We start from the raw sequence: 25,860 nt of genomic DNA on the forward strand, positions 1-25,860 counted from the left end.
ATCAGCTCCAGGCCGGACCGGGATCGGGCGCGCCGTCGCGTACGACGGCGCCCTCGATCAGTCCGTACGGCCGGTCGGCCGCGTAGAAGATCTCATTGTCGTTCTCCAGCGCGAAGGGCTCAAGGTCGACGGTGAAGTGATGCTTGTTCGGCAGCACCAGGCGTACTTCGCAGACGCCCGGGAGCCCATCCAGCAGCCGGTCGCCCATCGCGTACAGCGTCTGCTGGAGCGACAGGCTGTAGGTCCCGGCGAACGCCGCCAGCAGGTGACCTCGGGCCTCCGGATAGGACCCTTCCCAGTCGGCGTCGGCGGAAGCATGGCGCCACTGGGCGGTCACCTCGGTGGCGAGGATCCGGTCGCGGGTCTCCGGGAGCGTCGTGTACTCGTCTTTGACATAACCCCAGAACTCCGAGTCCGCAGAGTTGAGGACGACGAGGTCCTTGAGGCCGGAGACGACGTGCGTGGCCGCGTCGTCATGGTGGACGACCGCGGTACGCGTCTCGCCGCCGCGGCGCGCGAACGAATGGCCCGTCGCGGTGATCCGGTCCCAGGCGTGCTCCTCGATCGACACCTTCGCGTGGTGGATCGCCGGCTGGGAGCCCACGAAGTGCCGGGCGAGCAGCAGCCCGAACGCCTCGGGCGACTCGATGCCGTACTTCCCGGCGAACGCGAAGATGGTGTTCTTCTGCGTGTCCGTCGTGAGCACGGCGGAGTTGTCACCGGTCAGGTGTACCGCCTCCATGTCGCCGGAGATCGCGACGCTGACGGTGAGGTCCCTGATGTGGTAAGTCCCCCCGTCTCTCGTCACCCGGACGACGTGGGTCTCCGCCTTGCCGTAGCGGTTGGGGCCGAGCCGGCTCCGTGACATGGTCAGCTCCCGCGGTAGGTGGAGTAGGCGTACGGGCTGAGCAGCAGCGGCACGTGGTAGTGCTCCCCGGGATCGGTGACGGTGAAGGCCACGGCCACCTCGGGGTAGAAGTCGGAGTAGCCCGCGGTGTCGAAGACCAGGCGATAGATCCCTTCTTCGGGTGGCGGCAGGTCGCGTACCCGTCCGTCGTCGTCGGTACGGCCCTCGGCGACGCGGCTCCAGCCGTCTCCGCCGCGCCGTTCCAGGCGTACGGGCACACCGCGCGCGGGCCGTCCACGCGCGGCGTCCAGCACATGGGTGGTAAGGCTCATGCCATCAGCTTCCTCAGCCTCAGCTCGGTGATCTCGGCGAGCTCGCGGTGGACGACCGTGCGTTCGGTCTCGGGGTCGTTGGTCAGGCGTTCGCGCAGGTCGGCGAGCATCTCGCCAGCGCCACGCCCGCTCGCGCAGATCAGGAACACATGGCCGAAGCGCGTCTCGTAGGCGGCGTTGCCCTCGGCGAAGGCCGCCCGGTCCGCGTCGCCGACGCCGGACTGCTCCCCGCGCGACCACGCGGACGCGCGATCGCCGCCCGGCGGCCGGTCACCGATGCGCGGATGGGCGTTCAGCGCCTCCTCGACGTCGGGCCACTCCAGCGCGCGCACCGCGGTCACGGCCGCGGCGAACAGGTCCTCGGCTGAGCCGTACGGACGGCCGGCCGCGACGTCCGCCGCCCAGCGCCGCGACGCGCAGCAGGTGAGCAGCTCCGCCTCGGCCTGCGCACGTGACAGCGCGTTGAACCGCACCGGCCCTCCTCGTCTGTGGTCCCGCCAGTACACACACCCTGGTGAGCTGGGGTCCAGCGGAGAAACTCCGAACCAGACCGCCTCTTAACGGCAACTTTTCCCGTGTCGGAGGGAACATGCCCGGTTCGGGGCCGCTCAGTTCGTCTGCTCGGTCGGCCGGATGAGCATCTCGTTGACCGCGACGTGCCGGGGCCGGGTGACGACGTAGCCGATCGCGTCCGCGATGTCCTCGGCCCGCATCCGCTCCACGCCGCTGAACCGCTTCTTGATGCCCTCCAGGACCTCGGGCCGGTTGTGCCCGGACAGCTCGGTGTCGGTCGCACCGGGCTCGACCAGGGACACGCGTACGTGCCGGCCGGTGACCTCCTGGCGCAGCCCCTCGCTGAACGCGCCGACACCGTGCTTGGTGGCGTTGTAGACCGCACTGCCCGAGCGCGCCACCCGGCCGGCCACCGAACTGATGTTGACCAGGTCCGCGACGTGCCGCGGGTCGTCGTCGGCCGCGCTCAGCAGGTGCGGCAGCGCCGCGTGCGCGCAGTAGAGCAGCCCGAGCACGTTCACCTCGACCATGCGCTGCCACTCCTCCACCGGCGCGCCGACGACCGGGCCGAGGAGCATCACTCCCGCATTGTTGATCAACGTGTCGAGCCGGCCGAGCTCGGTGACCGTACGCTCCACCACCTCACGCGCCTGCCGCTCCACGGTGACGTCGCCGGCCAGCACCAGGGCCGTCCCGCCATCGTCACGGATCTTTCCGGCGAGCTCCTCGAGCCGCTCGGCGCGCCGGGCGACGAGCGCGACCGCCGCACCCTGGTCGGCGAGCGCCACCGCGGTGGCCTCCCCGATACCGCTCGAAGCCCCGGTGACGAGCGCCACCGTCCCATCCAGCCGATCGGACATCGCCCCTCCTACGGATCTGTGAACGCAGCGTTTCACGCGGCGCCGTACCCGGCACCTCGGGCGGACGCCGGGGCGCGTGGCCGCTCCCGGCCGGATCGACTCGATGATCTTGCTGCGGGGAGGACGCGGCCCTATCGTGCGGCGAGATCTTCCGCGGCGTTCCGTTCGCCACGCGGCCCCTGCACCGTAAGGAGTCCCCGGATGCGCCTGCGCCGATTCGTCTCGCTGGCGGCGGGTGCCGTCATGGTCCTCTCGCTGGGAGCCGCCGTCCCGTCGGCCGCCGCGTCGGTGCCCGACGACCGGCCGCTGCCGCCGTACACGATCAGCAACCCGCCGCTTCCGCCGCTGACCTCGGGCGGCCGGGCGACGACCGTACGCCAGGGCGTGTACCACCACGCGGCGTACGACATCGAGATCCCGGCGCGCTGGAACGGCGAGCTCGTCATGTGGGCGCACGGCTACCGCGGCCAGGACACGGTGCTGACGGTCGACCCGCCGGACTTCGGCCTGCGGGAGAAGCTGATCGGCGAGGGCTACGCGTGGGCCGCCTCGTCGTACGCGGACAACGGGTACGACGTGCGCGCGGGCGTCGTCGGCACCCACGACCTGGCGGGCCTGTTCGCGCGGTTGCGGCAGCGGCCCCGGCGCACCTACATCGCGGGCGTGTCGATGGGCGGCCACGTCATCGGCCGGTCGCTGGAGCAGTACCCGTTCGCCTACTCCGGCGCGCTGCCGATGTGCGGGGTGCTCGGCGATGACCGGCTGTTCGACTTCTTCCTGGACTACAACGTGGTCGCCCAGGACCTGTCCGGTGTGCGCGCCTATCCCCCGCAGGCCGACTACCTGACGAACGCGGTGCCGCGCATCGAGAAGGCCCTGGGCCTGGACGGCCTGACGCCGGGCGGCCCGGACACCACCAACGCCCTGGGCAAGCAGCTGCGCGCCATCACCGTCGACCGCTCGGGCGGACCACGGCCGGGCGCGGAGGCGGCGTTTTCGGTCTGGAAGGACTTCCTGTTCACCCTGGGAGCGCCGCCGACCGGCACGACCCTGGCCGAGGACCCGGGACAACTGGCGACGAACGTGGGCACCGTCTACTCACCGAACGCGCCGGTCGACGTGAACCGCACGGTGCAGCGCGTCCCCGTCGCCGACCGGGCGGACCGCGAATCGGCGCGTCTCTCCCAGATCCCGCGCGTCTTCGGCCTGCCGACCGCCAAGACGCTGACCCTGCACGGGCTGGGCGACATGTTCGTCCCGTTCTCGATGGAGGAGACGTACGGGTCGGAGGTCGCACGGCACCACCTGTCCGGGCTCGTCGTGCAGCGGGCCATCCGCAGCGCCCAGCACTGCGAGTTCTCCCCTTCGGAGGCCGGGCGCGCATGGGACGACCTGGCCGGATGGGTGCACGGCGGGAAACGCCCGGCGGGCGACGCGGTCACGAACCCGCGGGCGGTCGCCAAGCCGGACTTCGGCTGCCGCTTCAGCGACCCGGCCGCCTACCCGACCGGCACCCGCGGCCTGTTCCCTCCCTGCCCGGCCGGCGCCGGCCGGCGTCAGAACTGAGACGGGCGGCCGGCGACCTGTTCGCAGGCGTGTAGGTAGTCCAGGACCAGCCGTCGGTGGTCGTCGCTGCGGCGTGCGACCGCCAGCCGGCTCGGGGACAGGCCGCGGACCGGGCGGGCGACCACGCCTTCGAGGCAGATCAGGGGCACGTTGCCCTCGGCCACGAGGCAGATGCCCCGGCCGTCGGCGAGGGCCTCGTACGTTTCGTCGGTGCCGGCGATCTCGGCGCCGATACGCGGCGGTGAGCCGCCACGCGCGTCGGTGGCGAGCCAGTGGTCGCGCAGCGGGCCGGCGCTCTCGGGCAGCGCGAGAAAGGGCTCGTCCAGCAGTTCGGCGAAGTCGACCGTCTCGCGGCCGGCCAGCGGATGGGTCTCGGCCATCGCGACGAGGCGGGGTTCCTCGGCGACCACGACCCACGTGAAGCGGCCGGGGCCGGGGACCGGCAGCCAGACGAAGGCCACGTCGGCCGTGCCGTCCGCGAGTCCGGCCGTCACGTCCTCCCAGCCGGCCTGGCGCAGGTTCACCGTCGCCTCGGGGTGCGCGGCGCTGAACCGGGACCTGATCGCGGGCAGCAGGCCGCCGCGCCCCGGACTCGTGCTCATCCCCACGACGAGGGTCGACCGCTGCTCGCTCCTGGCGCGCTCGACGGCCGCCCAGGCGGTGTCCCATTCGGCCAGCACGCGGCGGGCGTGCGGCAGCAGTGCCGCTCCCACGGGCGTCAGCCGCACACCCCGGCGGTCGCGCTCGAACAGCGGCGCGCCCAGCCGGCGTTCGAGCATCCTGACCTGCTTGCTCAGCGCGGGCTGTGAGACGAACAGCCGCTCGGCGGCGCGAGTGAAATGCAGCTCCTCGGCCACCGTCACGAAGTAGCGCAGATCCCGTACATGCACATCCATAACCATCGGTTATCACCTTAAGTCTTGGACGCGCCTCTCGAGGCCCGGCAGGGTCGTGACCACAGGGACACCGAGCGAACGGAGAGCACGATGAACAGAGTCTGGCTGGTCACCGGAGGGAACAGCGGTTTCGGCCGGGCCATCACCGAGGCGGCGGTCACCGCCGGCGACGTCGTCGTCGCGACCGCCCGCCGGACGACGACGCTGGACGACCTGGTGGCGGCCCATCCGGACCAGGTCGAGGCGGCATACCTCGACGTCACCGACACCGGCGGTGTCGAGGCGACGGTACGGGACGTCGTGCGGCGCCACGGCCGGATCGACGTACTGGTCAACAACGCCGGGCGCACCCATGTCGGCGCGGCCGAGGAGACCACCGACGAAGAACTTCGCTCGCTGTTCGACGTCCACGTGTTCGGTCCGGCGGCGCTGGTACGCGCGGTGCTGCCGTACATGCGCGAGCGCCGGTCCGGGGCGATCGTGCAGATGAGCAGCATGGGCGGGCAGCTGTCCTTCGCCGGGTTCTCCGCGTACAGCGCCACGAAGTTCGCGCTCGAGGGGATGTCCGAAGCGCTGGCGGACGAGGTGGGCCCGCTCGGGATCAAGGTGCTGATCGTGGAGCCGGGCGCCTTCCGCACCGCGCTGTTCGGCGACCCCGGCTCCAGCGAGCCGATCGCGGACTACGCGGCCACCGTCGGGCCGACACGGGAGATGGTCCGTACCGGCGACGGCACGCAGCCCGGCGACCCGGCCAGGGCCGCGGCCCTCATCCTCGCCGCGCTGGACGAGGAGAAGACTCCCCTGCGCCTGCCGCTCGGCGACGACGCCGTCGACGCCATCCTCGGCCACCTCGACGGCGTACGGGCGGACGTCACGACGTGGGAGAGCCGCGCGCGTGACACGCGGTTCGCGGACTGAGGGGGCTCACACCCGGTCGAACGGCTCGGGATAGGCGAACATGCCACGGACCCCGGGGTCGTACGCGGACAGCGCGCGTACCTGGAAGTGCGGCCGCCACTCCGGCACCGCCGGGACGATGCCGTACTCCTCGGCGAGCCGGAACCCGAACCGCTCGTAGTAGCGCGGGTCCCCGAGCAGCACGACCATCGGCTCGCCCAGCGCGTCCGCCGCGCCCAGCACCGTGTGCACGAGCGCGAGTCCCACGCCGCGCCGCTGGTGGCCGGGGTGCACGCTGAGCGGCCCGAGCGCGAGCACCGGCGCGGAGCCCACCCACCCGCGGCTGCACACGACATGGCCGACGACACCCGCGGCGTCCGCGACGAACGACAGGGCGGGCAGCCACGCGTCACCGGCGCGCAGCTCGGTGAGCAGGCGCGCCTCGGGCACCTCCCCACCGGACCGCGCGAACGCGGCGGCGGTCACGTCGTACACGGCCGCGACGTCCCCGGCCGTCTCACGCCTGATCAGCATGGCCCCACGCTGCCGAACCGGCGCCGCACGCGTCAACGCGTTATCTGGGATTCCAATATTTGAGACCAACTATCCCAATCTACGAGACGCAGGTAAGGTGATCACGAAAGGCAGGGTGATGATGATGCTCCGAGAATGGGACGCCGAGACGTACGACTCTCTCCCGTTGCCGCACCTCCGCTGGGGAGCGCGGACGCTCGAACGCTTCTCCTTCGCCGGCGACGAGACCGTGCTGGAGGCGGGCTGCGGCACCGGCCGCGACACCGAGGCGCTGCTCGGGGTGCTCCCCCGCGGCCGTGTCATCGCGGTCGACGGATCGGCCCGCATGCTGGAACGCCTGCGCACACGGCTCGCGGGCCGGCTCGACCGGGTGGAGGCGATCCAGGCCGACCTCACCGCGCCGCTGCCGCTCACCGAGAAGGCCGACGCGGCGTTCAGCGTGGCGACGTTCCACTGGATCCGCGACCACGACGCGCTGTTCGCGAACATCGCCGGCGCGCTACGGCCCGGAGCACGGTTCGCGGCCGACTGCGGAGGAAAGGGCAACGTGGCCGCCGTGCAGGCGGCGATCGACGACGTCCTCGGCGAACGGACCGACACCTGGAGTTTCGCCGGGGCCGAGGAGACCGGTGAGCGGCTCGAACGCGCCGGGTTCACCGACGTCGAGGTGGCCCTGGTGCCCGACCCCGCCCGGCTGGAGCCCGGTGCGCAGTTCCACAGCTTCCTGGCGACCGTGGTGCTCGGCGCCCATCTGGACCGGATGCCGCCCGCCGAGCACGAGGAGTTCGTGACGGCGGTGGCGGACCGGCTCTCCGAGCCGGTCGTGGACTACGTGCGGCTGGTCTTCTCGGCGCGGCGAGCCGGCTGACGGCCGCGCCGCTCACTGCGCCGGATCGGGCTCGATCAGCAGCCGCGCGTAGTTGGCCATCGAGCGCTGGTATCGCGGCAGGTGCCGCGCGAGCGCGCCGACGGCGAGCGAGACGGCCTCGCGCTCGCGTCCCACATCGGTCAGCGCCAGGGCGAGCGTGGCGCGTACGGCGTCGTCCAGGTGGTCCGACCCGGCGTCCAGCTCGGCGGTGAGCAGCGCGACGCTCTCCTCCGGCCGGCCGAGGTTACGCAGCGAGCTGGACATCTGGATCACCGCGCGGCGCCGGTTCTCGCCCGTCAGCCCGGCCTCCAGTGCCTCCCGGTACAGCGGCACCGCGCGATCCGAATGGCCGGTCGAGTCGAGCGAGCACGCGCGCTCGAAGGCCGCCCGTGCACTGCCCGGCGGCAGCTCGGCGGCGAGTCCGTCGATCAGCGCCAGGAACTCCGGCTCACTCCGCTCGTCGATCGACGCCCACGCGTCGGCCACCCGCCGTTCCCAGTCCGCATCGCTCATCGGCCCAGCCTCACACATGCCCCGGTCCGTCATGATCACCGGGTCAGTCCGAGAGCTGGGCCACCTGGCGCATCTTGTTGATCGTGTCGAGGGCCGCGACCTTGTAGGACTCGGCGAGCGTCGGATAGTTGAACACCGCGTCGACCAGGTAGTCGATCGTGCCGCCGCAGCCCATCACGGTCTGGCCGATGTGCACGAGCTCGGTCGCGCCGGTGCCGAAGACGTGCACCCCCAGCAGGCGGCGGTCCTCGGGTGAGACGAGCAGCTTCAGCATCCCGTACGAGTCGCCGATGATCTGGCCACGGGCGAGTTCGCGATAGCGGGAGATGCCGACCTCGAACGGGATGCGCTCGGCGGTCAGCTGGTCCTCCGTACGGCCGACGAAGCTGATCTCGGGGATCGTGTAGATGCCGATCGGCTGGAGTTCGTGCATCTCACGTGCCGGCTCGCCACACGCGTGGTGCCCGGCCAGCCGGCCCTGTTCCATCGAGGTCGCGGCCAGTGCGGGGAAGCCGATGACGTCGCCGACCGCGTAGATGTGGGGGACGGCGGTACGGAAGTACTCATCGACCTGGATGCGCCCGCGCGCGTCGGCGCTGAGGCCCGCCTGGGCCAGGTCGAGGGCCGTGGTGGCGCCCTGGCGGCCGGCCGAGTACATCACCGTGTCCGCCGGGATCTTCTTGCCGCTCTCCAGGATCGTCATGGCGCCGGACCTGGATCCGCCGAAGGACCTGCGCTCGACCGCGGCGACGGTCTCACCGAAGCGGAACGTCACCGCCAGGTCCCGCAGGTGGTACTTCAGCGCCTCGACGATCTCCAGGTCACAGAACTCCAGCATCCGCTCGCGGCGTTCGACCACCGTCACCTTGGTGCCGACCGCGGCGAACATCGAGGCGTACTCGATGCCGATGACCCCGGCCCCGACGACGACCATCGTCTGCGGCAGATGGTCGAGGCTGATGATGCCGTCCGAGTCGATGATGGTGGTCTCGTCGAACTCCACCGTGTCCGGTCGCGCCGGTGACGTGCCCGTGGCGATGATGATCTTGTCGGCGCTGAACTTGTTCTCGCGGCCCGTCAGCGGGTCGCTGACCTCGATGGTGTGCGGGTCGGTGAAGCGCCCGGTGCCATCGAGCACGGCCACGTGGTTGCGGGACAGCTGGCTGCGGATGACGTCGATCTCCCGGCCCACGACGTGCTGCGTGCGGGCCGCCAGGTCGGCGACGGTGATGTCCTCCTTGACGCGGTAGCTCTGGCCGTACAGCTCGCGCTGGTTCAGGCCGGTCAGGTAGAGCACCGCCTCGCGCAGCGTCTTGGACGGGATGGTGCCCGTGTTGATGCACACCCCGCCGATCATGTTCCGGCGCTCCACGATCGCGACGCGGCGGCCGAGCTTGGCCGCGGCGATCGCCGCTTTCTGTCCGCCTGGCCCGGAACCCAGGACAAGTACGTCGAAGTCGTGCACAGCCCCAGTCTGGCGGGCCCGGGCCGCGTGATCCAGAGCCCGGGGCCCCGGATCAGACGGGAATCGTGAGAAGAGTCGCGCCGCTCTGGTCCCGTACCTCGAAACGCCGCAGGTCCGAGCGCTGGAGGGACGTGCCGCCGTGCACCTGGAGATGGTCCGGCGCACCGGGCTCGCCGTACCCCGTAGGAGGAACGGCCCATTCGGTCATGACGTGCGCCGCGCCCGACTTGGAGATGGCGACCAGCCGGCAGGTCAGCGGGCCCTTGACGTGGGTGAGGTCCAGGGCGGTGTGCGTGCCCCAGCCCTTGTGCTCCATCGCGACGATCCCCGCGACGCCCGTCCTCGCGTCCGTGGCCCGGCGGGTCTCGCCCCAGGCCAGCAGGTCGGCCGGGACGTGCCCGTGGCCGGACCGCGACCCACGGTCCGCGACCGTGGCGCCGACGACGGCTCCCCCGGCGAGCAGCGCGATCCCGGCCGCGAGCCCGATGACGGCCGTGCCGCGGCGCTGGCGCCGCTTGGCGGTCCTGCGGCGGCGGAGCAGGTCGCCGACGTCGCCGGTACCCCGCGCGGGCGGCGGATCGTCCGCGCCGGGCTCGACCGGGTCCAGGGCGGTGAGCAGCTCGCGCATGCCCGAGAAGTCCGCCAGCTCCTCCATGCACCGGTCGCAGCCGGCGAGGTGGGCCTCGAAGGCCCGCTGGTCGTCGGCCTCGAGGAGCCCGAGCGCGTAGGCGCCGACGTCGGTGTGCTCGACCTCCCCGCCGATGTGCTCCGTCACGTCGTCACCCCCTTCTCCTCCAGTACGACGCGCAGGGCCCGGATGGCGTAGTAGACCCGTGACTTGACCGTGCCGACCGGGATGCCCAGGACCTCCGCCGCCTCGTTCACCGTGCGGTCGCGCAGGATCGTCTCGTTGAGGACCTCGCGGTGCGCCGGGGTCAGCGCCCTCAGCGCCTCGGTCACCACCACGGTGCGCAGGAGCTCGTCCATTCCGTCCGCACTCTGCAACGTCTCCAGCGCGCCTTCGCCGGCCTCGGGCGGCCGGGCGCCCTTGCGCCGCCGATCATCGATTACGATACGACGGGCGACCGTGGCGAGCCAGGGCAGGAGACTTTCGGCATCGGGATCCAGCTGGTCGATGCTGCGCCAGGCGCGGATCATCGTCTCCTGAACGACGTCCTCGGCCCACTGGCGGTCGCCTCCGGTCTGGCGCGCGACGAGGGACAGCAACGGCCGGTGGTATTCACGGTAGAGCTCGGCGATGGCCAGCTCGTCGTCGGTGTCCGTGACAGGACGCAGGCTCGTGACCAAGCCGCGCTTCTTCGTCTTGCCGCGGAATCCCGGAAATGCCATGGCGGGGGTTCTCCGGAAAGTGGGAAGGGAATCGCCCAACCTTAGAGCTGGCTGAGTGTCCGCGCCAAACGCCGGCAGCCGTCCCCAGGTCCCGCGCATCCGCGCCGTCACACGGGCCCGTGTACGTCCCCGTGCCTGGTGAGCGTCACCTGCGGGAACGCGCGGCGACCGCGGACGGTTCGGCGACGGCGGTGGTCCACGATCCGCGGGGCCGGGTTTTCGGTCTCTTCGATCTCCCGGCTCACAGGACCTTGCGCAGCCACTGCTCCACGCCGGCGATGTGCACGGTGGCCAGCGCACGGGCGATCTCGGCCTGCCGGCCGGCCAGCGCGTCGAGGATCGCGTGGTGCTCGTCCAGCGTGCGTTTCAGCGCGCCCTCCTGGGTGAGCCCGCGCCAGACCCGCGCCCGTATGGTCGGCCCGCAGAGGGTGTCGACCAGGGAGTACAGCACCGAGTTTCCGGCGGCCTCGGCGATGCGGCGGTGGAACTCCAGGTCGTTCTCGACCAGATCCTCCACGGACGACTCGTCGGTGACCTTGGCGAGGTGGTCGCGTAGCGCCTCCACGGTCTCGAGGCTGATCTGGTGCGCCGCGAGCGCCGTCGCGGCCGGCTCCAGGATCCGCCGTACCTCGAAGAACTCCAGCACCGTCGTGTCATGGTGCAGGTCGACGATGAAGCTCAGCCCGTCGAGCAGGGCCTTGGGCTCCAGGCTGGTGACGTAGGTGCCGTCCCCCTGGCGTACGTCGAGGATCCGGACCAGCGACAGCGCGCGTACGGCCTCGCGGAGGGAGTTGCGCGACAGGCCCAGCTGGGCCGCGAGGTCCGCCTCCTTCGGGAGGCGGTCGCCGGGGCGCAGCTCACCCGAAACGATCATCCCTTTGATCTTCTCGATCGCCTCGTCAGTGATCGGCATGCGCGCTCTCCCCTACCCGGCTCCTCAGGTGAACGCCCCAGGGCCTGTCTCGAAGTCCTCCGTCTGGAGCCGCCCCGTCTGGAGCCGCCCCGTCTGGAGCCGCCCCGTCTGGAGCCGCCCCGTCTGGAGCCGCCCCGTCTGGAGCCGCCCCGTCTGGAGCCGCCCCGTCTGGAGCCGCCCCGTCTGGAGCCGCCCCGTCTGGAGCCGCCCCGTCTGGAGCCGCCCCGTCTGGAGCCGCCCCGTCTGGAGCCGCCCCGTCTGGAGCCGCCCCGTCTGGAGCCGCCCCGTCTGGAGCCGCCCCGTCTGGAGCCGCCCCGTCTGGAGCCGCCCCGTCTGGAGCCGCCCCGTCTGGAGCCGCCCCGTCTGGAGCCGCCCCGTCTGGAGCCGCCCCGTCTGGAGCCGCCCCGTCTGGAGCCGCCCCGTCTGGAGCCGCCCCGTCTGGAGCCGCCCCGTCTGGAGCCCACCCGCCCGGGGGTGCCATCCCACTCTCATTGTCCAGCGAGAACAGCGGCGCGCGGAAGTAGAGCGGGGTTCTGTGGATAACGCCGCCCAAGCGCCGCCCAAGCGCCGCCCCAGGCGGCGCCATGTGGCAACAGCATGACTATGAGACGGACCCTGGACCGTTCCGCCTCGCCCAGGATCCCATGTGGCACGGCCCGGCCACGCCTTGACCACTCTTGACTCCGGCGTAAAGACGTGGTTCGGTTACCGCTGGTTAAGAAAGTTTCCTAACCGAAGACCCGCACTCGGACAGGCCGGACGAGAGCGCGTCGGGGGCCGCGCACGACCGGCGGAAGGGAACGCCCATGCCCGCACGTTCACGAACCCTGCTCGCCGTGGCGACGATGGCGCTGGCCGCCGCCCAGGTGGCGCTCGCCACGCCCAGTCAGGCCGCCTCGCCCGGCGTCGCCGTGGCACCGTACGAGTACCTCGGCTGGGGCAGCCCGCAATCGCCCACGTCGGTGATGTCGGCGACCGGCGTGAAGTGGCTGACACTGGCCTTCATGCTGTCGGACGGCGGCTGCAACCCCAAGTGGGACGGGAGCCGGGCGCTGACCGGCGGCTCCGACCAGTCGGCCATCAACGCGATCCGCTCCGCGGGCGGCGACGTCGTCGTCTCCTTCGGCGGCTGGAGCGGCAACAAGCTCGGCGAGCACTGCACGAGCGCGTCCGCCCTGGCCGGGGCCTACCAGAAGGTGATCGACGCCTACAAGCTCAAGGCGATCGACATCGACATCGAGGCCACCGAGATGTCCAATGCCACCGTCCGGCAGCGCGTCATCGACGCGCTGAAGACCGTCAAGTCCAACAACTCCGGGATCAAGACCTACATCACCATGGGCACGACGCCCAGCGGCCCCGACTCGGACGGCACCGACCTGATCAACAAGGGTGCCGCCGCCGGGCTCGCCAACGACGGCTGGGTGATCATGCCGTTCGACCTGGGCGGCCACAGCGGTTCGATGGGCAGCGTCAGCACGACCGCCGCGGACGGGCTGAAGAACGCGGTGAAGAACTCCTACCACTACACCGACTCGGTCGCCTACACCCACATCGGCATCTCGTCGATGAACGGCAAGACCGATGAGTCCGACGAGACCGTCACCACGGGCGACTTCAACACGATCCTGTCCTATGCCCAGTCGCACCACCTGGCCCGGCTCACCTTCTGGTCGGTCAACCGGGACCGCCAGTGCGCCTCGGGCGGCGCGAGCGACTCGTGCAGCGGAGTCTCCCAGTCGGCCTACGCGTACACGAAGATCTTCGCCCAGTACACCGGCTGACCGGCCCCGCACCCGCGCGATCCCTGAGGAGGATCATGTACACCGTCTCGAATCCGCCCGGGATCGTGCCGGGGCGGGGGGCCGCCGTATGAGGCGCCCCGTACGCGCCGCCGTCGCGCTGGTGCTGGCACTCGCCGGCCTGACGGCGGCCGGCCCGGTCCAGGCCGCGGACACCGGCTGCTCCGCCTGGATGGACACGCACCTGTCGCCCGACCGCCGCGCCGACCTGGTGATCGCCCAGATGACCCTGGACGACAAGGTCGGGATGATGCACGCCATCTCCGACAGCACCCACGACCGCGAGATTCCGCCGATCCCCCGCCTGTGCGTCCCGTCGCTGCTTCTCAACAACGGACCGGCCGGCGTGGGATCGAGCGGGCCGGTGCAGGCCCAGACGACGGCGATGCCCGCGCCCCTCGGGCTCGCCGCGACCTTCGACCCGTCGATGGCACGCGCGTACGGCGTCATCGAGGGACGCGAGACCCGCGACACCGGGCGCAACCTGATGGAGGGCCCGGACATCAACATCGCGCGTACGCCCCTGAACGGGCGGACGTTCGAGGCGTACGGCGAGGACCCCTACCTCGTCGGGCAGATCGCCGACGGCGACATCGCCGGCATCCAGTCCCAGGGCGTCATCGCGGACGCCAAGCACTACCTCGCCAACAACCAGGAGGTGAACCGCGACACCGTCGACGAGCACATCGACGAACGGACCCTGCACGAGATCTATATGCCGGCCTTCGAGCAGTCGGCCAAGCACGCCGGCTCGGTCATGTGCTCCAAGAACAAGGTCAACGGCGCGTACGCCTGCGAGCAGCAGGACCTGCTGCAGGGCGTGCTGAAGAACGACTGGGGCTACAAGGGCTTCGTCGTGTCGGACTTCAGCTCGTGCCACGACACCGCGCGGTGCGCCGTGGGCGGCCTCGACCTCGAGCTGCCGAACGGCGCGCACTACGGCGACCCGCTGAAGGCGCTGGTGCAGACCGGCCAGGTTCCGGCGGCCACCGTCGACGAGCACGTGCACCGGATCCTCACCACCATGTTCCGGTTCGGGCTGTTCGACCGCACGGAGACCACGACGCCGATCGACGCCGAGCGCGACGGCGCGGTCTCGCGTGCGGCCGCGGAGGCCGGCACGGTACTGCTGAAGAACTCCGGTGGCGTGCTGCCGCTCCGCAAGGACAAGAAGGTGGCGCTCATCGGGCCGGGCGCGGGCACCGCGGTCGCCACCGGCGGCGGCAGCTCCGGAGTCGCGCCGATCTACAAGGTCAGCCCGCTCGAGGCGTTCAAGAAGCGCGGCGTCAAGGTGGAGTACGCCGAGGGCATGCCTCCGGTGGATCTCGGCCCGCAGCCGGCACTGCCCTCCTACGCCGTGACCGCCGAGAGCGGCGCGCACGGCTGGACCGCCCGCTACTACGCCAACACCACCTGGTCGGGCGACCCGAAGCTCACCCGTGTCGACCCGTGGATCGACACCGACCCGACCGGCGGGATCCCGGCGCCGGGTCTGCCGCCCAACGGCTGGTCGGTCCGGTGGACCGGGACGTTCACCGCGCCGGTCGACGGGGACTACACCTTCAACCTGACCAACCACGCGCACGCGACGCTCTACCTGGACGACAAGAGCGTGCTCGACAACGGCGGCGGGTTCCCCGGTGTCACCAAGTCCGTCACGGTGCACCTGACCGCGGGACAGCCGCACCCGATCCGGGTCGACTGGGCCAAGCCGCTCAGCCAGGCCATGATCGAGCTGTCCTGGACTCCCCCGGCGAACACCCCGGACGTCCAGATCGACGAGGCCGTACGCGCGGCGAAGAAGGCCGACACCGCGGTGGTGTTCGTCGCGAACAAGGACACCGAGGCGATCGACCGTACGAGCCTCGCCCTGCCCGGCTACCAGGACAAGCTGGTGGAGGCCGTCGCGGCGGCCAACCCGCACACGGTCGTCGTGCTGAACACCGGTGGTCCGGTCGCGATGCCCTGGGCCGGCCAGGTCGCCGGCGTGGTGCAGGCCTGGTATCCCGGCGAGGAGGACGGCAACGCCGCGGCGGACGTGCTGCTCGGTGACACCGACCCGTCCGGCCGGCTGCCGATCACGTTCCCCAAGAGCCTCGCCGACACGCCCGCCAGCACGCCCGAGCAGTATCCGGGGGTGAACGGCGTGGCGACGTACTCCGAGGGTCTTCGCGTGGGCTACCGCCACTACGACGAGAAGAACATCGACCCGCTGTTCGCGTTCGGGCACGGCCTGTCCTACACCTCCTTCTCCTACCGGCACCTGTCCGTCCACGGCCACGGCGGCGACGTCACGGTCGGCGCGGACATCACCAACACCGGGCACCGGACCGGCACCGAGGTTCCGCAGCTCTACCTCGGGGCGCCGGGCGAACCGCCCGCCCAGCTGAAGGGGTTCACCAAGATCGAGCTGCGACCGGGCCGTACGAGACACGTGACGTTCCACCTGAACCCGCGGTCCTTCGCCTCCTGGGACACCACGTCGCACGCGTGGCAGGTGACCGGCGGCACGTACCGCGTCATGCTCGGCGCCGGCTCACGGGACATCCGGCTACGAAAGTCGATCGCCCTGCCGGCGATGAAGGGCTGACGTCGCGCCGCCTCACCCGCCGGGTGAGGTGACACCGCGGCCCGCCACGCGGCGGGCCGCGGCCGTCGTGGATGGCCGGGCATCACGAGTCGCGAGCGCCGTAGTCGTAGCCGGCGCCCTCGGCCGGATCGATGTCGCTCTGGTCGCGGCCGGCCAGGGTCCGGCCGCGCGAGCCGGGCGCGTCAGGGCTTCGGGACGCGGTAGCGCAGGTGGGTCACGGACCCCCCGGCGGGTTCGCCCTCCGGGATCAGCTCCGCCCGCTCCCCGTCGAACAGCGGCGTGCCCTCCCCCATCAGCACGGGGACGAGGTGGATGCGCACCTCGTCGAGCAGGCCCGCCCTGAGCAGCTGCCGGGCGACGTCCGCACCCAGCACCCAACATCCACTCGTGCAGTCATTCGCCGCCGTCCCCCATGGGCTCCTCCGCCCGTACGCTCGGTCCGGCCGTGAACCCGTCCAGGGACATCGACACGTCCAGCACCACCTTGCTCATCGCGAGGCTCCTTCGCTCCGGCGGCGCCGCCATCCGGCGCCGTCACAGGAAGGTCGGAGCCGCCCCGGCCGTCTCGACACCGACCACGGAAACCGCCGGGACCGGCGTTTTCCCGGCCCCCGGTATCGGCCGATCGCTTGTGATGCTCACCGGTTTTGGTGGAAACTGATCCACCAATAAGCGTGGAATCGGACCAATGCTCCGGACCGCCCTTTATGCAATGAAGTGCACGCGGGGATCGAGCACGAACGAGGGCCAGTTTGCTGGGGGACGCAGGAGTCGGCCGATCGATGAGCCGTGAAGAGATCGACCGCAGGCTCGAACGCCTCAAGGGCGAGCGCGAGCAGATCACCCGGGTGCTGCTGGAGCTCGAGGCGCATCAGGGTTACCAGCTGCTGAAAGGCGCCCGGCTGACCGGCGTGACCGAGCGCCGCTGGATCGACATCAATGGCCGGATGGCCACGCTGTGGAAGCTTTTCGACGCGCACGGAAAGGTGCTCGGCGAGGCCGAGGAGCTGCGCGCCCGCCACACGAAACCCGGCCAGGTCCAGCTCGCCGAGCTGACCCGGCTGCTCACCGGCACCTCCGTCGAGCTGGTGAGCGGGGAGATCCCGCTGGAGGAACGCACCCTGCTCGGCCCCACCGGCGAGTGGCTCACGCTCGAGGGCGTGGTGCAGCGGATGACCCCCCTGTACGAGGAGACCGCGGGCATGGTCGCCTCGGCCGACGAGATCTGGTCGGCGCTGCTCACCCGGCTGGGTGAGGTCGAGGAGACCGCACGGGCGGTCGAGGCGCTGCACGGATCCCTGGCCATCCGCGAACCGGACTTCGACCGGATCGCCGGGCTGCTCGCGGCCGTGGGCGAGACGGCGCGGTCCGACCCGCTGTCGCTCTCCTCCGGCGGCCGGGCCGACACGAGCCGGATCGACGAGATCGGCCGCGACCTCGCCGCCCTGCGCGGGCGGCTGGAGGACGCGGTACGGATCCGGGACGAGCACGACGAGCGTGCGCGCGCCATCGCGAACGCGATCGAGCTGGTCGAGACGGCCGAGCACGAGGCCGCGCAGGCGCGAGAGACGGTCCTGGCCAAGATCGCTTCCCCGGCGCTCCCGGACCTGCCGGCGGTCTCGGCGTCGCTGCGCGACCGGCTCGCGGCGCTGGAGGGGCTGCGCGGCGACGGCCGCTGGCTGGAGCTGGCGACACGCGCCGCCGAGCTCGAACGGACCGTCGCCACCGCGCTCGACCAGGCGCGTGAGACCACCGGGCTCGTCACCGGCCTGCTGGACCGGCGCGAGGAGCTGCGCGGGCGGCTCGACGCGTACAAGGCCAAGGCGGGCCGTCTCGGGCTCGCCGAGGACACCGCGCTGACCGAGCTCCACCAGCGGGCCCACGACCTGCTCTGGACGTCTCCGTGCGACCTGCGGGGAGCCACGGTGGCGCTGGCGGACTACCAGCGGGCGATCGCATCGCGCGCGGAGGGGACGAGCCGATGAGGTGCACCCAACCGGGATGCACGGGAACGGTGGAGGACGGGTACTGCGTCCAATGCGGTATGGCACCAGGTCCCGTGGCACCGAGCGCGTCGCCCGCGAGCTCCCCGGCGGGCCGGTGTACCCAGCCGGGATGCGACGGCGTGATCGAGGACGGCTACTGCTCCACCTGCGGCATGGCCCCGGCCGCGGCCCCCGCCCCTGCCCCCGCTGCGGCCCCCGCCGCCGCCGTCCCCGCGGGATCGCGGGCCGGCGACGGGGTGCGCTGCATGCAGCCGGGATGTGCCGGGACGATCAGCGATGGGTACTGCGACCAGTGCGGCATTCGCGCGCGGGGGCCGTCGTCGCCTCCGCTGGCGACCCTGCTGGACCTGGCCCCCGCCACGGGCGGTTCTCGTACCGGTGGCACGACGCCGTCCGGCCGTAGCGTCCGCACGGGTTCCACGCGGTCGCGGTCCTCCGGGCGCGGAATGCTCGGCATGGGCCTGGTCGAGGTGCCCCGCGTTCCCTACCGCGACCCGTCCACGGCCATCAAGCAGAACCCCGAGGTCGCCGAGAACAAGAGGTTCTGCAGCGGCTGCGGCGAACCGGTCGGACGCTCACGCGGCGACCGGCCGGGCCGTACGGAGGGGTTCTGCCCCAAGTGCGGAGCCGGGTACTCCTTCAGCCCCAAGCTCGGACCGGGCGACCTGGTCGGCGGCCAGTACGAGGTGCTGGGCTGCCTGGCGCACGGCGGTCTCGGGTGGATCTACCTGGCACACGACCGCAACGTCAACGACCGGTGGGTGGTGCTCAAGGGCCTGCTCGACACCGGTGACGCGGACGCGCTGGCGGCGGCCGCGGCCGAGCGCTCCTTCCTGGCCGAGGTCGAGCACCCCAACATCGTCAAGATCTACAACTTCGTCCAGCACGGCGGCTCCGGCTACATCGTGATGGAGTACGTCGGCGGCAAACCGCTCAAGGACGTGCTGCTCGAACGCCGCGAAGCAGGCGAGGAGTCGCTGCCGATCGGCCAGACCATCGCGTACGGGCTGGAGCTCCTGCGGGCACTCGGGTACCTGCACGGGGTAGGGCTGCTCTACTGCGACCTCAAGCCGGACAACGCCATCCAGTCCGACGAGCAGCTCAAGCTCATCGACCTGGGCGGGGTGCGCCGCGTCGACGACATGGACAGCGCGATCTACGGGACGGTCGGCTACCAGGCTCCGGAGATCGCCGAGCTCGGCCCCTCGGTCAGCTCGGACCTGTACACCGTGGGCCGTACGCTCGCGGTGCTCAGCTTCCCGTTCAAGGGGTACACGAGCACCTACGCCGACCGGCTGCCCGACCGCGCCGACGTTCCGCTGCTCCAGCGGTTCGAGTCCTATGACCGGCTGCTGCGCCGCGCCACCCACCTCGACCCGGGGGCGCGGTTCTCGGACGCGGCGGACATGGCCGACCAGCTCACCGGCGTGCTGCGGGAGGTGCTGTCGGCCCAGGACGGCCGGCAGCGTCCCGGGCCGTCCTCGCTGTTCGGCATGGAACTGCACGCCGTCGGCACCGAGATCGCCTCCGGCGCGGGCCCGGTGCTCGCCCCTCCCGGCCCGGCCGAGGTGGCCGCGGCGCTGCCCACGCCGCTGGTGGACGGCGCCGACCCCGCCGCCGGCTTCCTCGCGGGCCTCACGACGGCCGTGCCGGACCAGCTCGTCGCCGCGCTCACGGCCGCCCCCGACCCCTCGCCGGAGGTACGCCTGACGCTGGCGCGCGTCCGCATCGAGGTCGGCGAGGTCGGCGAGGCACTCCGGCTCCTCGACGAGCTGGCGGCCGAGCGTCCCGACGACTGGCGGGTCCCGTGGTACCGCGCGGTCGCGGTGCTGGCGTCCGGGAACGCCGGGCAGGCCGAACCGCTCTTCGACGCGATGTACTCCCTGCTGCCCGGCGAGGTGCCGCCCAAGCTGGCCCTGGCCTACTGCCGCGGTCACCGCGGCGACCGCGCGGGCGCCGCGGACCTGTACGAACGGGTCTGGCGGACCGACAACGGCTACATCAGCGCCGCGTTCGGACTCGCCCGCTCGCGGCTGGCCGCCGGCGACCGTGCCGGTGCCGTACAGGCGCTCGACTCGGTCCCGAGCATCTCCAGCCACCACCTCGCCGCGCAGATCGCGGCCGTGGCGACCGCGATACGCGGCCGCGGCCCGGCCGAGCTGACCGAGCCCGACCTGGTCGGCGCGGGTGGAAGGCTGTCGGCCCTCAGGCTCGACGGCGAGCGCCGCGGGCGCCTCGTGGCCGAGGTCCTGGAGACCGCCCTCGCCTGGGCGCGCATGTCCGGGATCCGGGAGCGGCGCGGGACGCTGTTCGACGCGCCGCTGACCGAACGCGCGCTGCGCGGGCGGCTGGAGGAGACGTACCGGGCGCTGGCCCGCCTCGCCGACACACCCGCCGAGCGCCACGACCTGGTGATGCGCGCCAACGCCGCGCGGCCGAGGACACTGATCTGATGGACGCGACCACTGAGGAGCGGGTCTGCCCCGCCTGCGACATGCCCGTCTACCCGGGCGAGGGCTTCTGCGAGGCGTGCGGCCATCGCCTCGACACCCCGGTACGCCGCTGCACGGGCTGCGGCGCGAACGCCATCGGGGAGGACGGCTACTGCGAGCAGTGCGGGCTGCGGCAACCTGACGGCACCGACCACATCGAGATCGAGCTCGACGGCGTGAGCGCCGGTGTCAGTGACAAGGGGCTGCGGCACAGCCGCAACGAGGACGCGATGGCGATGACCGTCACCGGTGACGGCGTCGCCGCGGTCGTGTGCGACGGAGTGTCGTCCTCGTCGCGGCCGGAGGACGCCTCCAGGATCGCCGCCGACACGGGGGCGGCCGCCCTCGCCGAGTCTCGCGCCGCGGGCGAGGACGCCGAAGACGCCACCCGCACCGCGATGCGCCGGGCCGCCGGCGCCGTGGCCGGGCTGGTGGGCGGCGGCGAGACGACCCAGCCGGCCGGCGAGCCGCCGTCCTGTACCTATGTCTCGGCGCTGACGCACGGCCGGTCGGTGACCGTCGGCTGGGTCGGCGACAGCCGCGCCTACTGGCTGACCGCGGACGGCGGCGGCTCCCGGCTGACCGACGACGACTCGTGGGCCGGTCAGATGGTCACCTCGGGCGCGATGACCGAGGACGAGGCCGAACACCACCCGAACGCGCACGTCATCACGGGCTGGCTCGGCGCGGACGCCCCCACCCTGGACCCGCACGTGAAGACGTTCACGCCGGACGGCGCGGGCGTGGTCCTCGTGTGCAGCGACGGGCTGTGGAACTACCTGCCCGAGGCCGCCGACCTGGCCGCGGCCGTGCCCACCGCCGCGTCGGAGCCGCTGGAGGCGGCCCGCTCGCTGACCGGCCTGGCCCTGGACGCCGGCGGGCGCGACAACATCACCGTCGTCGTCATCCCCTTCCCGCCGTCCCCCCACCCGATACAGGAGCAGGCCGAATGAGCGAGCGGAGCGGCAGCAGAGCGCCGCTGGTCACTCCTCCGACGAAGGAGGTCGCATGAGCGATCCGGATTTCACCCTCACCATCGACCAGAACAAGTACCTGCCCGAGGGCGGCCGGGAAGTCCACGCGATCGTGACGGTCGAGGCCAGCGGAGTGCCCGCCGCCGGTGCCGTGCGCACGACGTCCGCCGCCGAGGTCATCATCATCGACACCTCCGGGTCGATGGACTATCCCCGCACCAAGATGTCTGCGGCGATCAGGGCCGCGCAGACGGCGGTCGACGCGCTGCGCGACGGGGTGCACTTCGCGGTGGTGTCCGGATCGGCACGTGCGCGGATGGTGTACCCGCCGGCCGAGCAGCTCGTCGCCGCCGACGCGCGTACCCGGCACGAGGCCAAGGCGGCTCTCGATCGCGTACGCCCGGCCGGCGGCACCGCCATCGGCTCGTGGCTGAGCCTGGCCGACCGGCTCTTCGCTCCGTACCAGGGCGGCATCCGGCACGCGATCCTGCTCACGGACGGCAAGAACCAGCACGAGAGCCCCGAGCAGCTCGACGCCGTGCTCAAGGACTGCGCCGGGCACTTCGTGTGCGACTGCCGTGGCGTCGGCACCGACTGGGAGGTCGCCGAGCTGCGCAAGGTGGCCTCGACGATGCTGGGCGGTGTCGACATCGTGGCCAGCCCGGCCGACCTGGTCACCGACTTCCGTGCCATGACCGAGGCGGCCATGGGCAAGGCGGTCGCGGACGTGTCCCTGCGGGTGTGGACACCGCAGGCCGCACGCCTGCGCTTCGTCAAGCAGGTGACGCCGACGGTCGAGGACCTGTCCGGCAAGCGGGTGGAGGCCGGCCCGCGCGCCGGGGACTACCCGATCGGCGCCTGGGGCGCGGAGAGCCGTGACTACCACATCTCCGTCGAGGTGCCGCCGGGGATGATCGGCCAGGAGCTGCGGGCCGCCTGGGTCAAGCTGGTGCTGCCCGGCGCGAAGGGCGGCGCGGAGCAGGTGCTGGCCACCGGCAACGTCCTGGCCGAGTGGACCGACGACGAGGCCCAGTCGACCCGGATCAACCCCAAGGTGGCGCACTTCACCGGGCAGGCCGAGCTCGCCGACGCCATCCAGCAGGGGCTGCAGGCACGCAAGGACGGCGACCTCGACACCGCGACGGCCCGCCTCGGCCGCGCGGTCGCGCTGGCCCACGAGTCGGGCAACGAGGCCATCGCCGGGCTGCTGGACAAGGTCGTCGACGTCGAGGACCACGCGACCGGCACCGTACGGCTGAAGAAGGACGTCGACAAGGCGGACGAGATGTCGCTGGACACCCGTTCGAGCAAGACGGTGCGCACGCGCAAGGGTGGAGTCTGACCATGGCGACCTGTCCCGCCGGGCACACATCCGGCGCCGACGACTACTGCGACGTCTGCGGGGCCCGCATCACGGGCGCGCCGTCGGGTCCGGTGTCCGCGGGCGCGCCGTCCGGGAGTCCGGCTCCGGCCGCCGGCGGGGCCGGCGAGCCGTGCCCGGACTGCGCGGCGCCGCGTACGGGACGTTTCTGCGAGGGCTGCGGGTACGACTTCGCCGTCGGCGCGGGCCGGCCGTCCGCCACCGGGCCGATGCGGACCGCCGCGTCCGGCGGCTCGGTCCCCTCCACGCCCTCGGTACCCTCCACGCCCTCGGTCCCGCCCGCTCCGGCCGGCGCGGATCTCGACGAGGAGCCGGTGACCGGGCCGTTCCGCGGCACCCCCATTCCTCCGGCGGCCGTCTGGACGGCCGTCGTCGGCGCGGACCGCGACTACTACGAGGCCGTCCTGCGGCAGAGCGAGGAGAACGGCGCCTACCCGTTCCCGCCGTACTGCCCCGAACGCACGATCCCGCTGACCGGGCCGCAGGTCCGCATCGGGCGGCGCAGCGTCTCGCAGGGCACCGTGCCCGAGATCGACCTGAGCGAGCCGCCCGAGGACCCGGGCGCCTCGCACACCCACGCGGTGCTGCTCGCCCGGCCCGGCGGCACCTGGTCGCTGGTCGACCCCGGCTCCACCAACGGCACGACGGTGAACGGGGGCGAGGACCCGATCCAGGTCAACGTGGAGGTGCCGCTGCGAGACGGCGACCGCATCCACATCGGCGTCTGGACCACCATCACGCTGCGGAGAGGCTGACGCCCGGTGACTCTGACATCCGCCCCACCCTCACGGCCGCCGGACCGGCGCTCCGGCGTGGCACGGGTCGTACGGATCCGTACTCTGCCGGGACGGATCAGGGCGCTCGCCTTCCTGGCGGTCCTCGCCGTCGCCGCGGTGTTCGCGGTGTCCGGTCTGGCGGTCCAGGACGCGCGGGACGGCCTGCGGGTCATCGGCCACGACGCGGGCCCGCAGGTGGTCGCCACCGGCGACCTGTACTTCGCGCTCAGCGACATGGACGCCCAGCTCGCCGCCGTACTCCTGATGGGCAGGGAGAACCTCGGCAGCGGCCGCGCGCGTGCGCTCCAGGTGTACGACCAGCGCCGGTCCGAGGCGCACCGCGCCCTGCTGCAAGGCTCCAACCTGGCACGTAACGATCCGGCCGAGCAGCAGACCGCGCGCTCGATCCTCGACGCGCTGGGCCGCTACGAACAGCTCGCGGGCCAGGCACTCCAGCTCGACCAGCGGCAGAGCCACGCCGCCGGGCCGCCGAGCAAGGAGGTCGGCGACCTGTACACGCAGGCGACGAACCTGATGAAGCTCGACGTGCTGCCCAAGGCGTACAACCTCACGCTGGACAACGGGACGACGGTGCGCCGGACGTATGAGTCCAAGCACTCGGAGGTGCTGGCCGGGCGTGCCTGGGTGCTGCTGGCCGGGCTGGTGCTCCTCGTCGTCCTGGTGGGGCTGCAGATCTACCTGGCGGTGCACTTCCGCCGCCTGGTCAACCCGGTGCTCGCGCTGGCGACCGTCGCGTCGGTGATCCTCATCGCGGCGACGGTCGGACTGCTGACGAGCGAGGCGGGCCACCTGAGCAAGGCCAAGAACGACGGGTTCGACTCGGTCCTGTCGCTGTCGCGGGCCAGGGCGATCAGCAACAACGCCGACGCCGACGAGACCCGCTATCTGCTCGACCCGGCCCTCGCGGACACCTACGAGCAGGTCTATCTCGACAAGTCGCAAGAGATCCTCTACGTCCCGGCCGGCAACCTCACCGAGTACTACAAGCAGCTCGACCAGCGCGTGGCCGCGCGCTCGGGCTACATGGGCTTCCTCGGTATCGAGGCGCAGCACGTGACCCTGCCGGGGCAGAGCACGGCCGTCGACCGTACGCTCCGGGGCTACCAGGGCGTCCAGCACGACGACAGCCGCCTGCGGTCACTCGCGACGAGCGGCGGACGGCACGACGCGATCGTGCTTCGCATGGGCACGGCGTCGCAGGACTTCACCACCTACGACCAGGCGCTCGTGCAGCTCACGGCCATCCACCAGAAGGCGTTCCAGAGCGCCATCCGCGACGGTGACGACGGGCTGAGCGGCTGGAACATCGGCCTCCCCGCCGCCGCGGTCGTCATCGCCCTCCTCGTCCTGGCCGGCGTGCGGCCGCGGCTGTCCGAGTTCCGGTAAGGGAGCGAGTCATGCGAGTAGGTCGAACTCTCGGCGCCGCGCTTGTGCTGGCCGCGGCCCTGGCCGGGTGCGGTACGGGCGGCGGCGCGAAGTCGGTCGCGGGCAAGGACACGCTGGTGGTCGGCGTCTCGAAGGACCAGCCGGGGCTCGGGCAACGCCAGCCCGACGGCACCTTCAAGGGCTTCGACATCGACGTGGCCTCCTACATCGGCGCGCACATGGAGAAGACGCCCAAGAAGGTCGTCTTCAAGGTCGTGCAGTACTCCGAGCGCGAGAAGGCCGTGCAGACGGGCAAGGTGGACCTCGTCGTCTCGAGCTACTCGATCACGCCCGAGCGCAAGACCAAGATCGCGTTCGCCGGGCCGTACTACGTCGCCCACCAGGACACCCTGGTCCGCCGCAGCGACACCGCGATCCACAACGTCCGCGACCTGTCCGGCCGGCGTCTGTGCGCGGTCAACGGCTCGGTCTCCTGGCAGCGCGTCACCGTCGAACGTAACGTCCCGGCACACCTCGTGCAGGCCGCGACGTACGGCGACTGCCTGACCAAGCTCACCGACAACAGCCTCGACGCCATCTCCACCGACGACCTGATCCTGGCCGGGTTCGCGCTGGAGAACAACGCGGTGCGGTTCGTCAACGCCCCCATCTCCGACGAGAGGTACGGCGTGGGCATCCGCCAGGACGACGTGACCGGCTGTGAGGACATCAACAAGGCGATCACCGAGATGTACCTGGACGGGACCGCGGCGAAGCTGCTGACGAAGTGGTTCGGCAAGACCGACCTGAAGCTCACGACCACGGTCCCGCAGTTCGAGGGCTGCGGCTGACGCCGTTCCGCACGCCGGACGTTCGGTCGGCCGTTGTCGTCCGAAGTG

24 protein-coding genes are annotated in these 25,860 nt (G+C 71.8%); 12 read left to right on the top strand and 12 right to left on the bottom strand.

Going from position 1 to position 25,860, the window contains the following annotated elements:
* Position 1: 1 nt before the first annotated feature.
* The 4 genes from pucL to FB559_RS38965 all read right to left on the bottom strand — a co-directional run bounded on the left by pucL (position 2) and on the right by FB559_RS38965 (position 2,552).
* Positions 2-868, bottom strand: a complete 867-nt coding sequence (gene pucL / locus FB559_RS38950) for a factor-independent urate hydroxylase (RefSeq protein ID WP_141962613.1) — start codon at positions 866-868, stop codon at positions 2-4.
* Between the two features lie 2 nt (positions 869-870).
* Positions 871-1,179: a hydroxyisourate hydrolase gene (gene uraH, locus FB559_RS38955; protein ID WP_141962614.1), complete on the bottom strand. Its 309-nt coding sequence runs from the start codon at positions 1,177-1,179 to the stop codon at positions 871-873.
* Positions 1,176-1,652: a 2-oxo-4-hydroxy-4-carboxy-5-ureidoimidazoline decarboxylase gene (uraD, locus tag FB559_RS38960; RefSeq protein WP_246122802.1), complete on the bottom strand. Its 477-nt coding sequence runs from the start codon at positions 1,650-1,652 to the stop codon at positions 1,176-1,178. The genes uraH and uraD overlap by 4 nt, the downstream gene beginning before the upstream one ends.
* Positions 1,653-1,787: 135 nt before the next feature.
* A complete protein-coding gene (locus FB559_RS38965) occupies positions 1,788-2,552 on the bottom strand; it encodes an SDR family NAD(P)-dependent oxidoreductase (protein ID WP_141962616.1) in 765 nt (254 codons plus the stop codon).
* Positions 2,553-2,753: 201 nt separating this feature from the next.
* Here FB559_RS38965 and FB559_RS38970 point away from each other — a divergent pair, with 201 nt between their 5' ends.
* Positions 2,754-4,118, top strand: a complete 1,365-nt coding sequence (locus FB559_RS38970; RefSeq protein ID WP_141962617.1) for a hypothetical protein — start codon at positions 2,754-2,756, stop codon at positions 4,116-4,118.
* Here FB559_RS38970 and FB559_RS38975 read toward each other — a convergent pair.
* Complete coding sequence (locus tag FB559_RS38975; protein ID WP_221640657.1) at positions 4,109-5,008, bottom strand: LysR family transcriptional regulator; 900 nt, start codon at positions 5,006-5,008, stop codon at positions 4,109-4,111. The genes FB559_RS38970 and FB559_RS38975 overlap by 10 nt on opposite strands.
* 96 nt (positions 5,009-5,104) lie before the next feature.
* Between FB559_RS38975 and FB559_RS38980 the strand changes: the two genes are divergently transcribed.
* Positions 5,105-5,932 (top strand): oxidoreductase, encoded by an 828-nt coding sequence (locus tag FB559_RS38980; RefSeq protein WP_141962619.1) that lies wholly within the window; start codon positions 5,105-5,107, stop codon positions 5,930-5,932.
* 6 nt (positions 5,933-5,938) lie between these two features.
* Here the strand turns inward: FB559_RS38980 and FB559_RS38985 are convergent, their stop codons facing one another.
* On the bottom strand, positions 5,939-6,445 hold the full coding sequence (locus tag FB559_RS38985; protein WP_141962620.1) for a GNAT family N-acetyltransferase: 507 nt from the start codon (positions 6,443-6,445) through the stop codon (positions 5,939-5,941).
* Between the two features lie 118 nt (positions 6,446-6,563).
* On the opposite strand from FB559_RS38985, the gene FB559_RS38990 reads away from it, so the two are divergent.
* Positions 6,564-7,313, top strand: a complete 750-nt coding sequence (locus FB559_RS38990; RefSeq protein WP_221640658.1) for a class I SAM-dependent methyltransferase — start codon at positions 6,564-6,566, stop codon at positions 7,311-7,313.
* A 12-nt stretch (positions 7,314-7,325) separates the two neighbouring features.
* Here FB559_RS38990 and FB559_RS38995 read toward each other — a convergent pair whose 3' ends face one another.
* From FB559_RS38995 to FB559_RS39015, 5 genes are all read right to left on the bottom strand, one after another.
* Positions 7,326-7,826, bottom strand: a complete 501-nt coding sequence (locus FB559_RS38995; RefSeq protein WP_221640659.1) for a tetratricopeptide repeat protein — start codon at positions 7,824-7,826, stop codon at positions 7,326-7,328.
* 43 nt (positions 7,827-7,869) lie between these two features.
* Complete coding sequence (sthA, locus tag FB559_RS39000; protein ID WP_141962622.1) at positions 7,870-9,291, bottom strand: Si-specific NAD(P)(+) transhydrogenase; 1,422 nt, start codon at positions 9,289-9,291, stop codon at positions 7,870-7,872.
* A gap of 52 nt (positions 9,292-9,343) precedes the next feature.
* Positions 9,344-10,066, bottom strand: a complete 723-nt coding sequence (locus FB559_RS45970; protein WP_141962623.1) for an anti-sigma factor family protein — start codon at positions 10,064-10,066, stop codon at positions 9,344-9,346.
* The gene (locus FB559_RS39010; protein ID WP_141962624.1) at positions 10,063-10,641 is read right to left on the bottom strand and encodes a sigma-70 family RNA polymerase sigma factor; all 579 of its coding nucleotides are present in this window, start codon (positions 10,639-10,641) and stop codon (positions 10,063-10,065) included. Before FB559_RS39010 ends, FB559_RS45970 begins: the two co-directional genes overlap by 4 nt.
* Positions 10,642-10,882: 241 nt before the next feature.
* On the bottom strand, positions 10,883-11,554 hold the full coding sequence (locus FB559_RS39015; protein ID WP_141962625.1) for a FadR/GntR family transcriptional regulator: 672 nt from the start codon (positions 11,552-11,554) through the stop codon (positions 10,883-10,885).
* Positions 11,555-12,360: 806 nt separating this feature from the next.
* Here FB559_RS39015 and FB559_RS39020 point away from each other — a divergent pair.
* Both FB559_RS39020 and FB559_RS39025 read left to right on the top strand, forming a co-directional pair.
* Positions 12,361-13,338 (top strand): chitinase, encoded by a 978-nt coding sequence (locus FB559_RS39020; protein WP_141962626.1) that lies wholly within the window; start codon positions 12,361-12,363, stop codon positions 13,336-13,338.
* A gap of 88 nt (positions 13,339-13,426) precedes the next feature.
* Positions 13,427-15,946 carry a glycoside hydrolase family 3 C-terminal domain-containing protein gene (locus tag FB559_RS39025; RefSeq protein WP_141962627.1) on the top strand — a complete coding sequence of 840 codons (2,520 nt, stop codon included), beginning with the start codon at positions 13,427-13,429 and terminating at the stop codon, positions 15,944-15,946.
* A 182-nt stretch (positions 15,947-16,128) separates the two neighbouring features.
* Here FB559_RS39025 and FB559_RS45090 read toward each other — a convergent pair whose 3' ends face one another.
* Positions 16,129-16,320, bottom strand: a complete 192-nt coding sequence (locus tag FB559_RS45090; RefSeq protein WP_221640660.1) for a dihydrofolate reductase family protein — start codon at positions 16,318-16,320, stop codon at positions 16,129-16,131.
* A gap of 408 nt (positions 16,321-16,728) precedes the next feature.
* Between FB559_RS45090 and FB559_RS39035 the strand changes: the two genes are divergently transcribed.
* The 7 genes from FB559_RS39035 to FB559_RS39065 all read left to right on the top strand — a co-directional run bounded on the left by FB559_RS39035 (position 16,729) and on the right by FB559_RS39065 (position 25,812).
* Positions 16,729-17,931, top strand: coding sequence for a hypothetical protein (locus tag FB559_RS39035; protein WP_141962628.1), 1,203 nt, complete (start codon positions 16,729-16,731; stop codon positions 17,929-17,931).
* Positions 17,932-18,398: 467 nt separating this feature from the next.
* A complete protein-coding gene (locus FB559_RS39040) occupies positions 18,399-20,405 on the top strand; it encodes a serine/threonine-protein kinase (RefSeq protein WP_425455130.1) in 2,007 nt (668 codons plus the stop codon).
* A complete protein-coding gene (locus FB559_RS39045; RefSeq protein ID WP_141962630.1) occupies positions 20,405-21,397 on the top strand; it encodes a PP2C family protein-serine/threonine phosphatase in 993 nt (330 codons plus the stop codon). The genes FB559_RS39040 and FB559_RS39045 overlap by 1 nt, the downstream gene beginning before the upstream one ends.
* 55 nt (positions 21,398-21,452) lie before the next feature.
* A complete protein-coding gene (locus FB559_RS39050; protein ID WP_141962631.1) occupies positions 21,453-22,760 on the top strand; it encodes a vWA domain-containing protein in 1,308 nt (435 codons plus the stop codon).
* 2 nt (positions 22,761-22,762) lie between these two features.
* Complete coding sequence (locus FB559_RS39055; RefSeq protein ID WP_141962632.1) at positions 22,763-23,554, top strand: FHA domain-containing protein; 792 nt, start codon at positions 22,763-22,765, stop codon at positions 23,552-23,554.
* 6 nt (positions 23,555-23,560) lie between these two features.
* On the top strand, positions 23,561-24,982 hold the full coding sequence (locus FB559_RS39060) for a hypothetical protein (RefSeq protein WP_141962633.1): 1,422 nt from the start codon (positions 23,561-23,563) through the stop codon (positions 24,980-24,982).
* A gap of 11 nt (positions 24,983-24,993) precedes the next feature.
* Positions 24,994-25,812, top strand: coding sequence for a glutamate ABC transporter substrate-binding protein (locus tag FB559_RS39065; protein ID WP_141962634.1), 819 nt, complete (start codon positions 24,994-24,996; stop codon positions 25,810-25,812).
* Positions 25,813-25,860 lie beyond the last annotated feature (48 nt).

Source organism: Actinoallomurus bryophytorum, from assembly GCF_006716425.1.
Lineage (GTDB): Bacteria > Actinomycetota > Actinomycetes > Streptosporangiales > Streptosporangiaceae > Actinoallomurus > Actinoallomurus bryophytorum.

Excerpts from the sequence above, each read along its gene's own strand:
- pucL (WP_141962613.1), bottom strand. The coding sequence starts at position 868 with ATGTCACGGAGCCGGCTCGGCCCCAACCGCTACGGCAAGGCGGAGACC.
- uraH (WP_141962614.1), bottom strand. The coding sequence starts at position 1,179 with ATGAGCCTTACCACCCATGTGCTGGACGCCGCGCGTGGACGGCCCGCG.
- FB559_RS38965 (WP_141962616.1), bottom strand. The coding sequence starts at position 2,552 with ATGTCCGATCGGCTGGATGGGACGGTGGCGCTCGTCACCGGGGCTTCG.
- FB559_RS38970 (WP_141962617.1), top strand. The coding sequence starts at position 2,754 with ATGCGCCTGCGCCGATTCGTCTCGCTGGCGGCGGGTGCCGTCATGGTC.
- FB559_RS38980 (WP_141962619.1), top strand. The coding sequence starts at position 5,105 with ATGAACAGAGTCTGGCTGGTCACCGGAGGGAACAGCGGTTTCGGCCGG.
- FB559_RS38985 (WP_141962620.1), bottom strand. The coding sequence starts at position 6,445 with ATGCTGATCAGGCGTGAGACGGCCGGGGACGTCGCGGCCGTGTACGAC.
- FB559_RS38990 (WP_221640658.1), top strand. The coding sequence starts at position 6,564 with ATGATGATGCTCCGAGAATGGGACGCCGAGACGTACGACTCTCTCCCG.
- FB559_RS38995 (WP_221640659.1), bottom strand. The coding sequence starts at position 7,826 with ATGAGCGATGCGGACTGGGAACGGCGGGTGGCCGACGCGTGGGCGTCG.
- FB559_RS39010 (WP_141962624.1), bottom strand. The coding sequence starts at position 10,641 with ATGGCATTTCCGGGATTCCGCGGCAAGACGAAGAAGCGCGGCTTGGTC.
- FB559_RS39015 (WP_141962625.1), bottom strand. The coding sequence starts at position 11,554 with ATGCCGATCACTGACGAGGCGATCGAGAAGATCAAAGGGATGATCGTT.
- FB559_RS39020 (WP_141962626.1), top strand. The coding sequence starts at position 12,361 with ATGCCCGCACGTTCACGAACCCTGCTCGCCGTGGCGACGATGGCGCTG.
- FB559_RS39025 (WP_141962627.1), top strand. The coding sequence starts at position 13,427 with ATGAGGCGCCCCGTACGCGCCGCCGTCGCGCTGGTGCTGGCACTCGCC.
- FB559_RS39035 (WP_141962628.1), top strand. The coding sequence starts at position 16,729 with ATGAGCCGTGAAGAGATCGACCGCAGGCTCGAACGCCTCAAGGGCGAG.
- FB559_RS39040 (WP_425455130.1), top strand. The coding sequence starts at position 18,399 with ATGCTCGGCATGGGCCTGGTCGAGGTGCCCCGCGTTCCCTACCGCGAC.
- FB559_RS39045 (WP_141962630.1), top strand. The coding sequence starts at position 20,405 with ATGGACGCGACCACTGAGGAGCGGGTCTGCCCCGCCTGCGACATGCCC.
- FB559_RS39050 (WP_141962631.1), top strand. The coding sequence starts at position 21,453 with ATGAGCGATCCGGATTTCACCCTCACCATCGACCAGAACAAGTACCTG.
- FB559_RS39055 (WP_141962632.1), top strand. The coding sequence starts at position 22,763 with ATGGCGACCTGTCCCGCCGGGCACACATCCGGCGCCGACGACTACTGC.
- FB559_RS39065 (WP_141962634.1), top strand. The coding sequence starts at position 24,994 with ATGCGAGTAGGTCGAACTCTCGGCGCCGCGCTTGTGCTGGCCGCGGCC.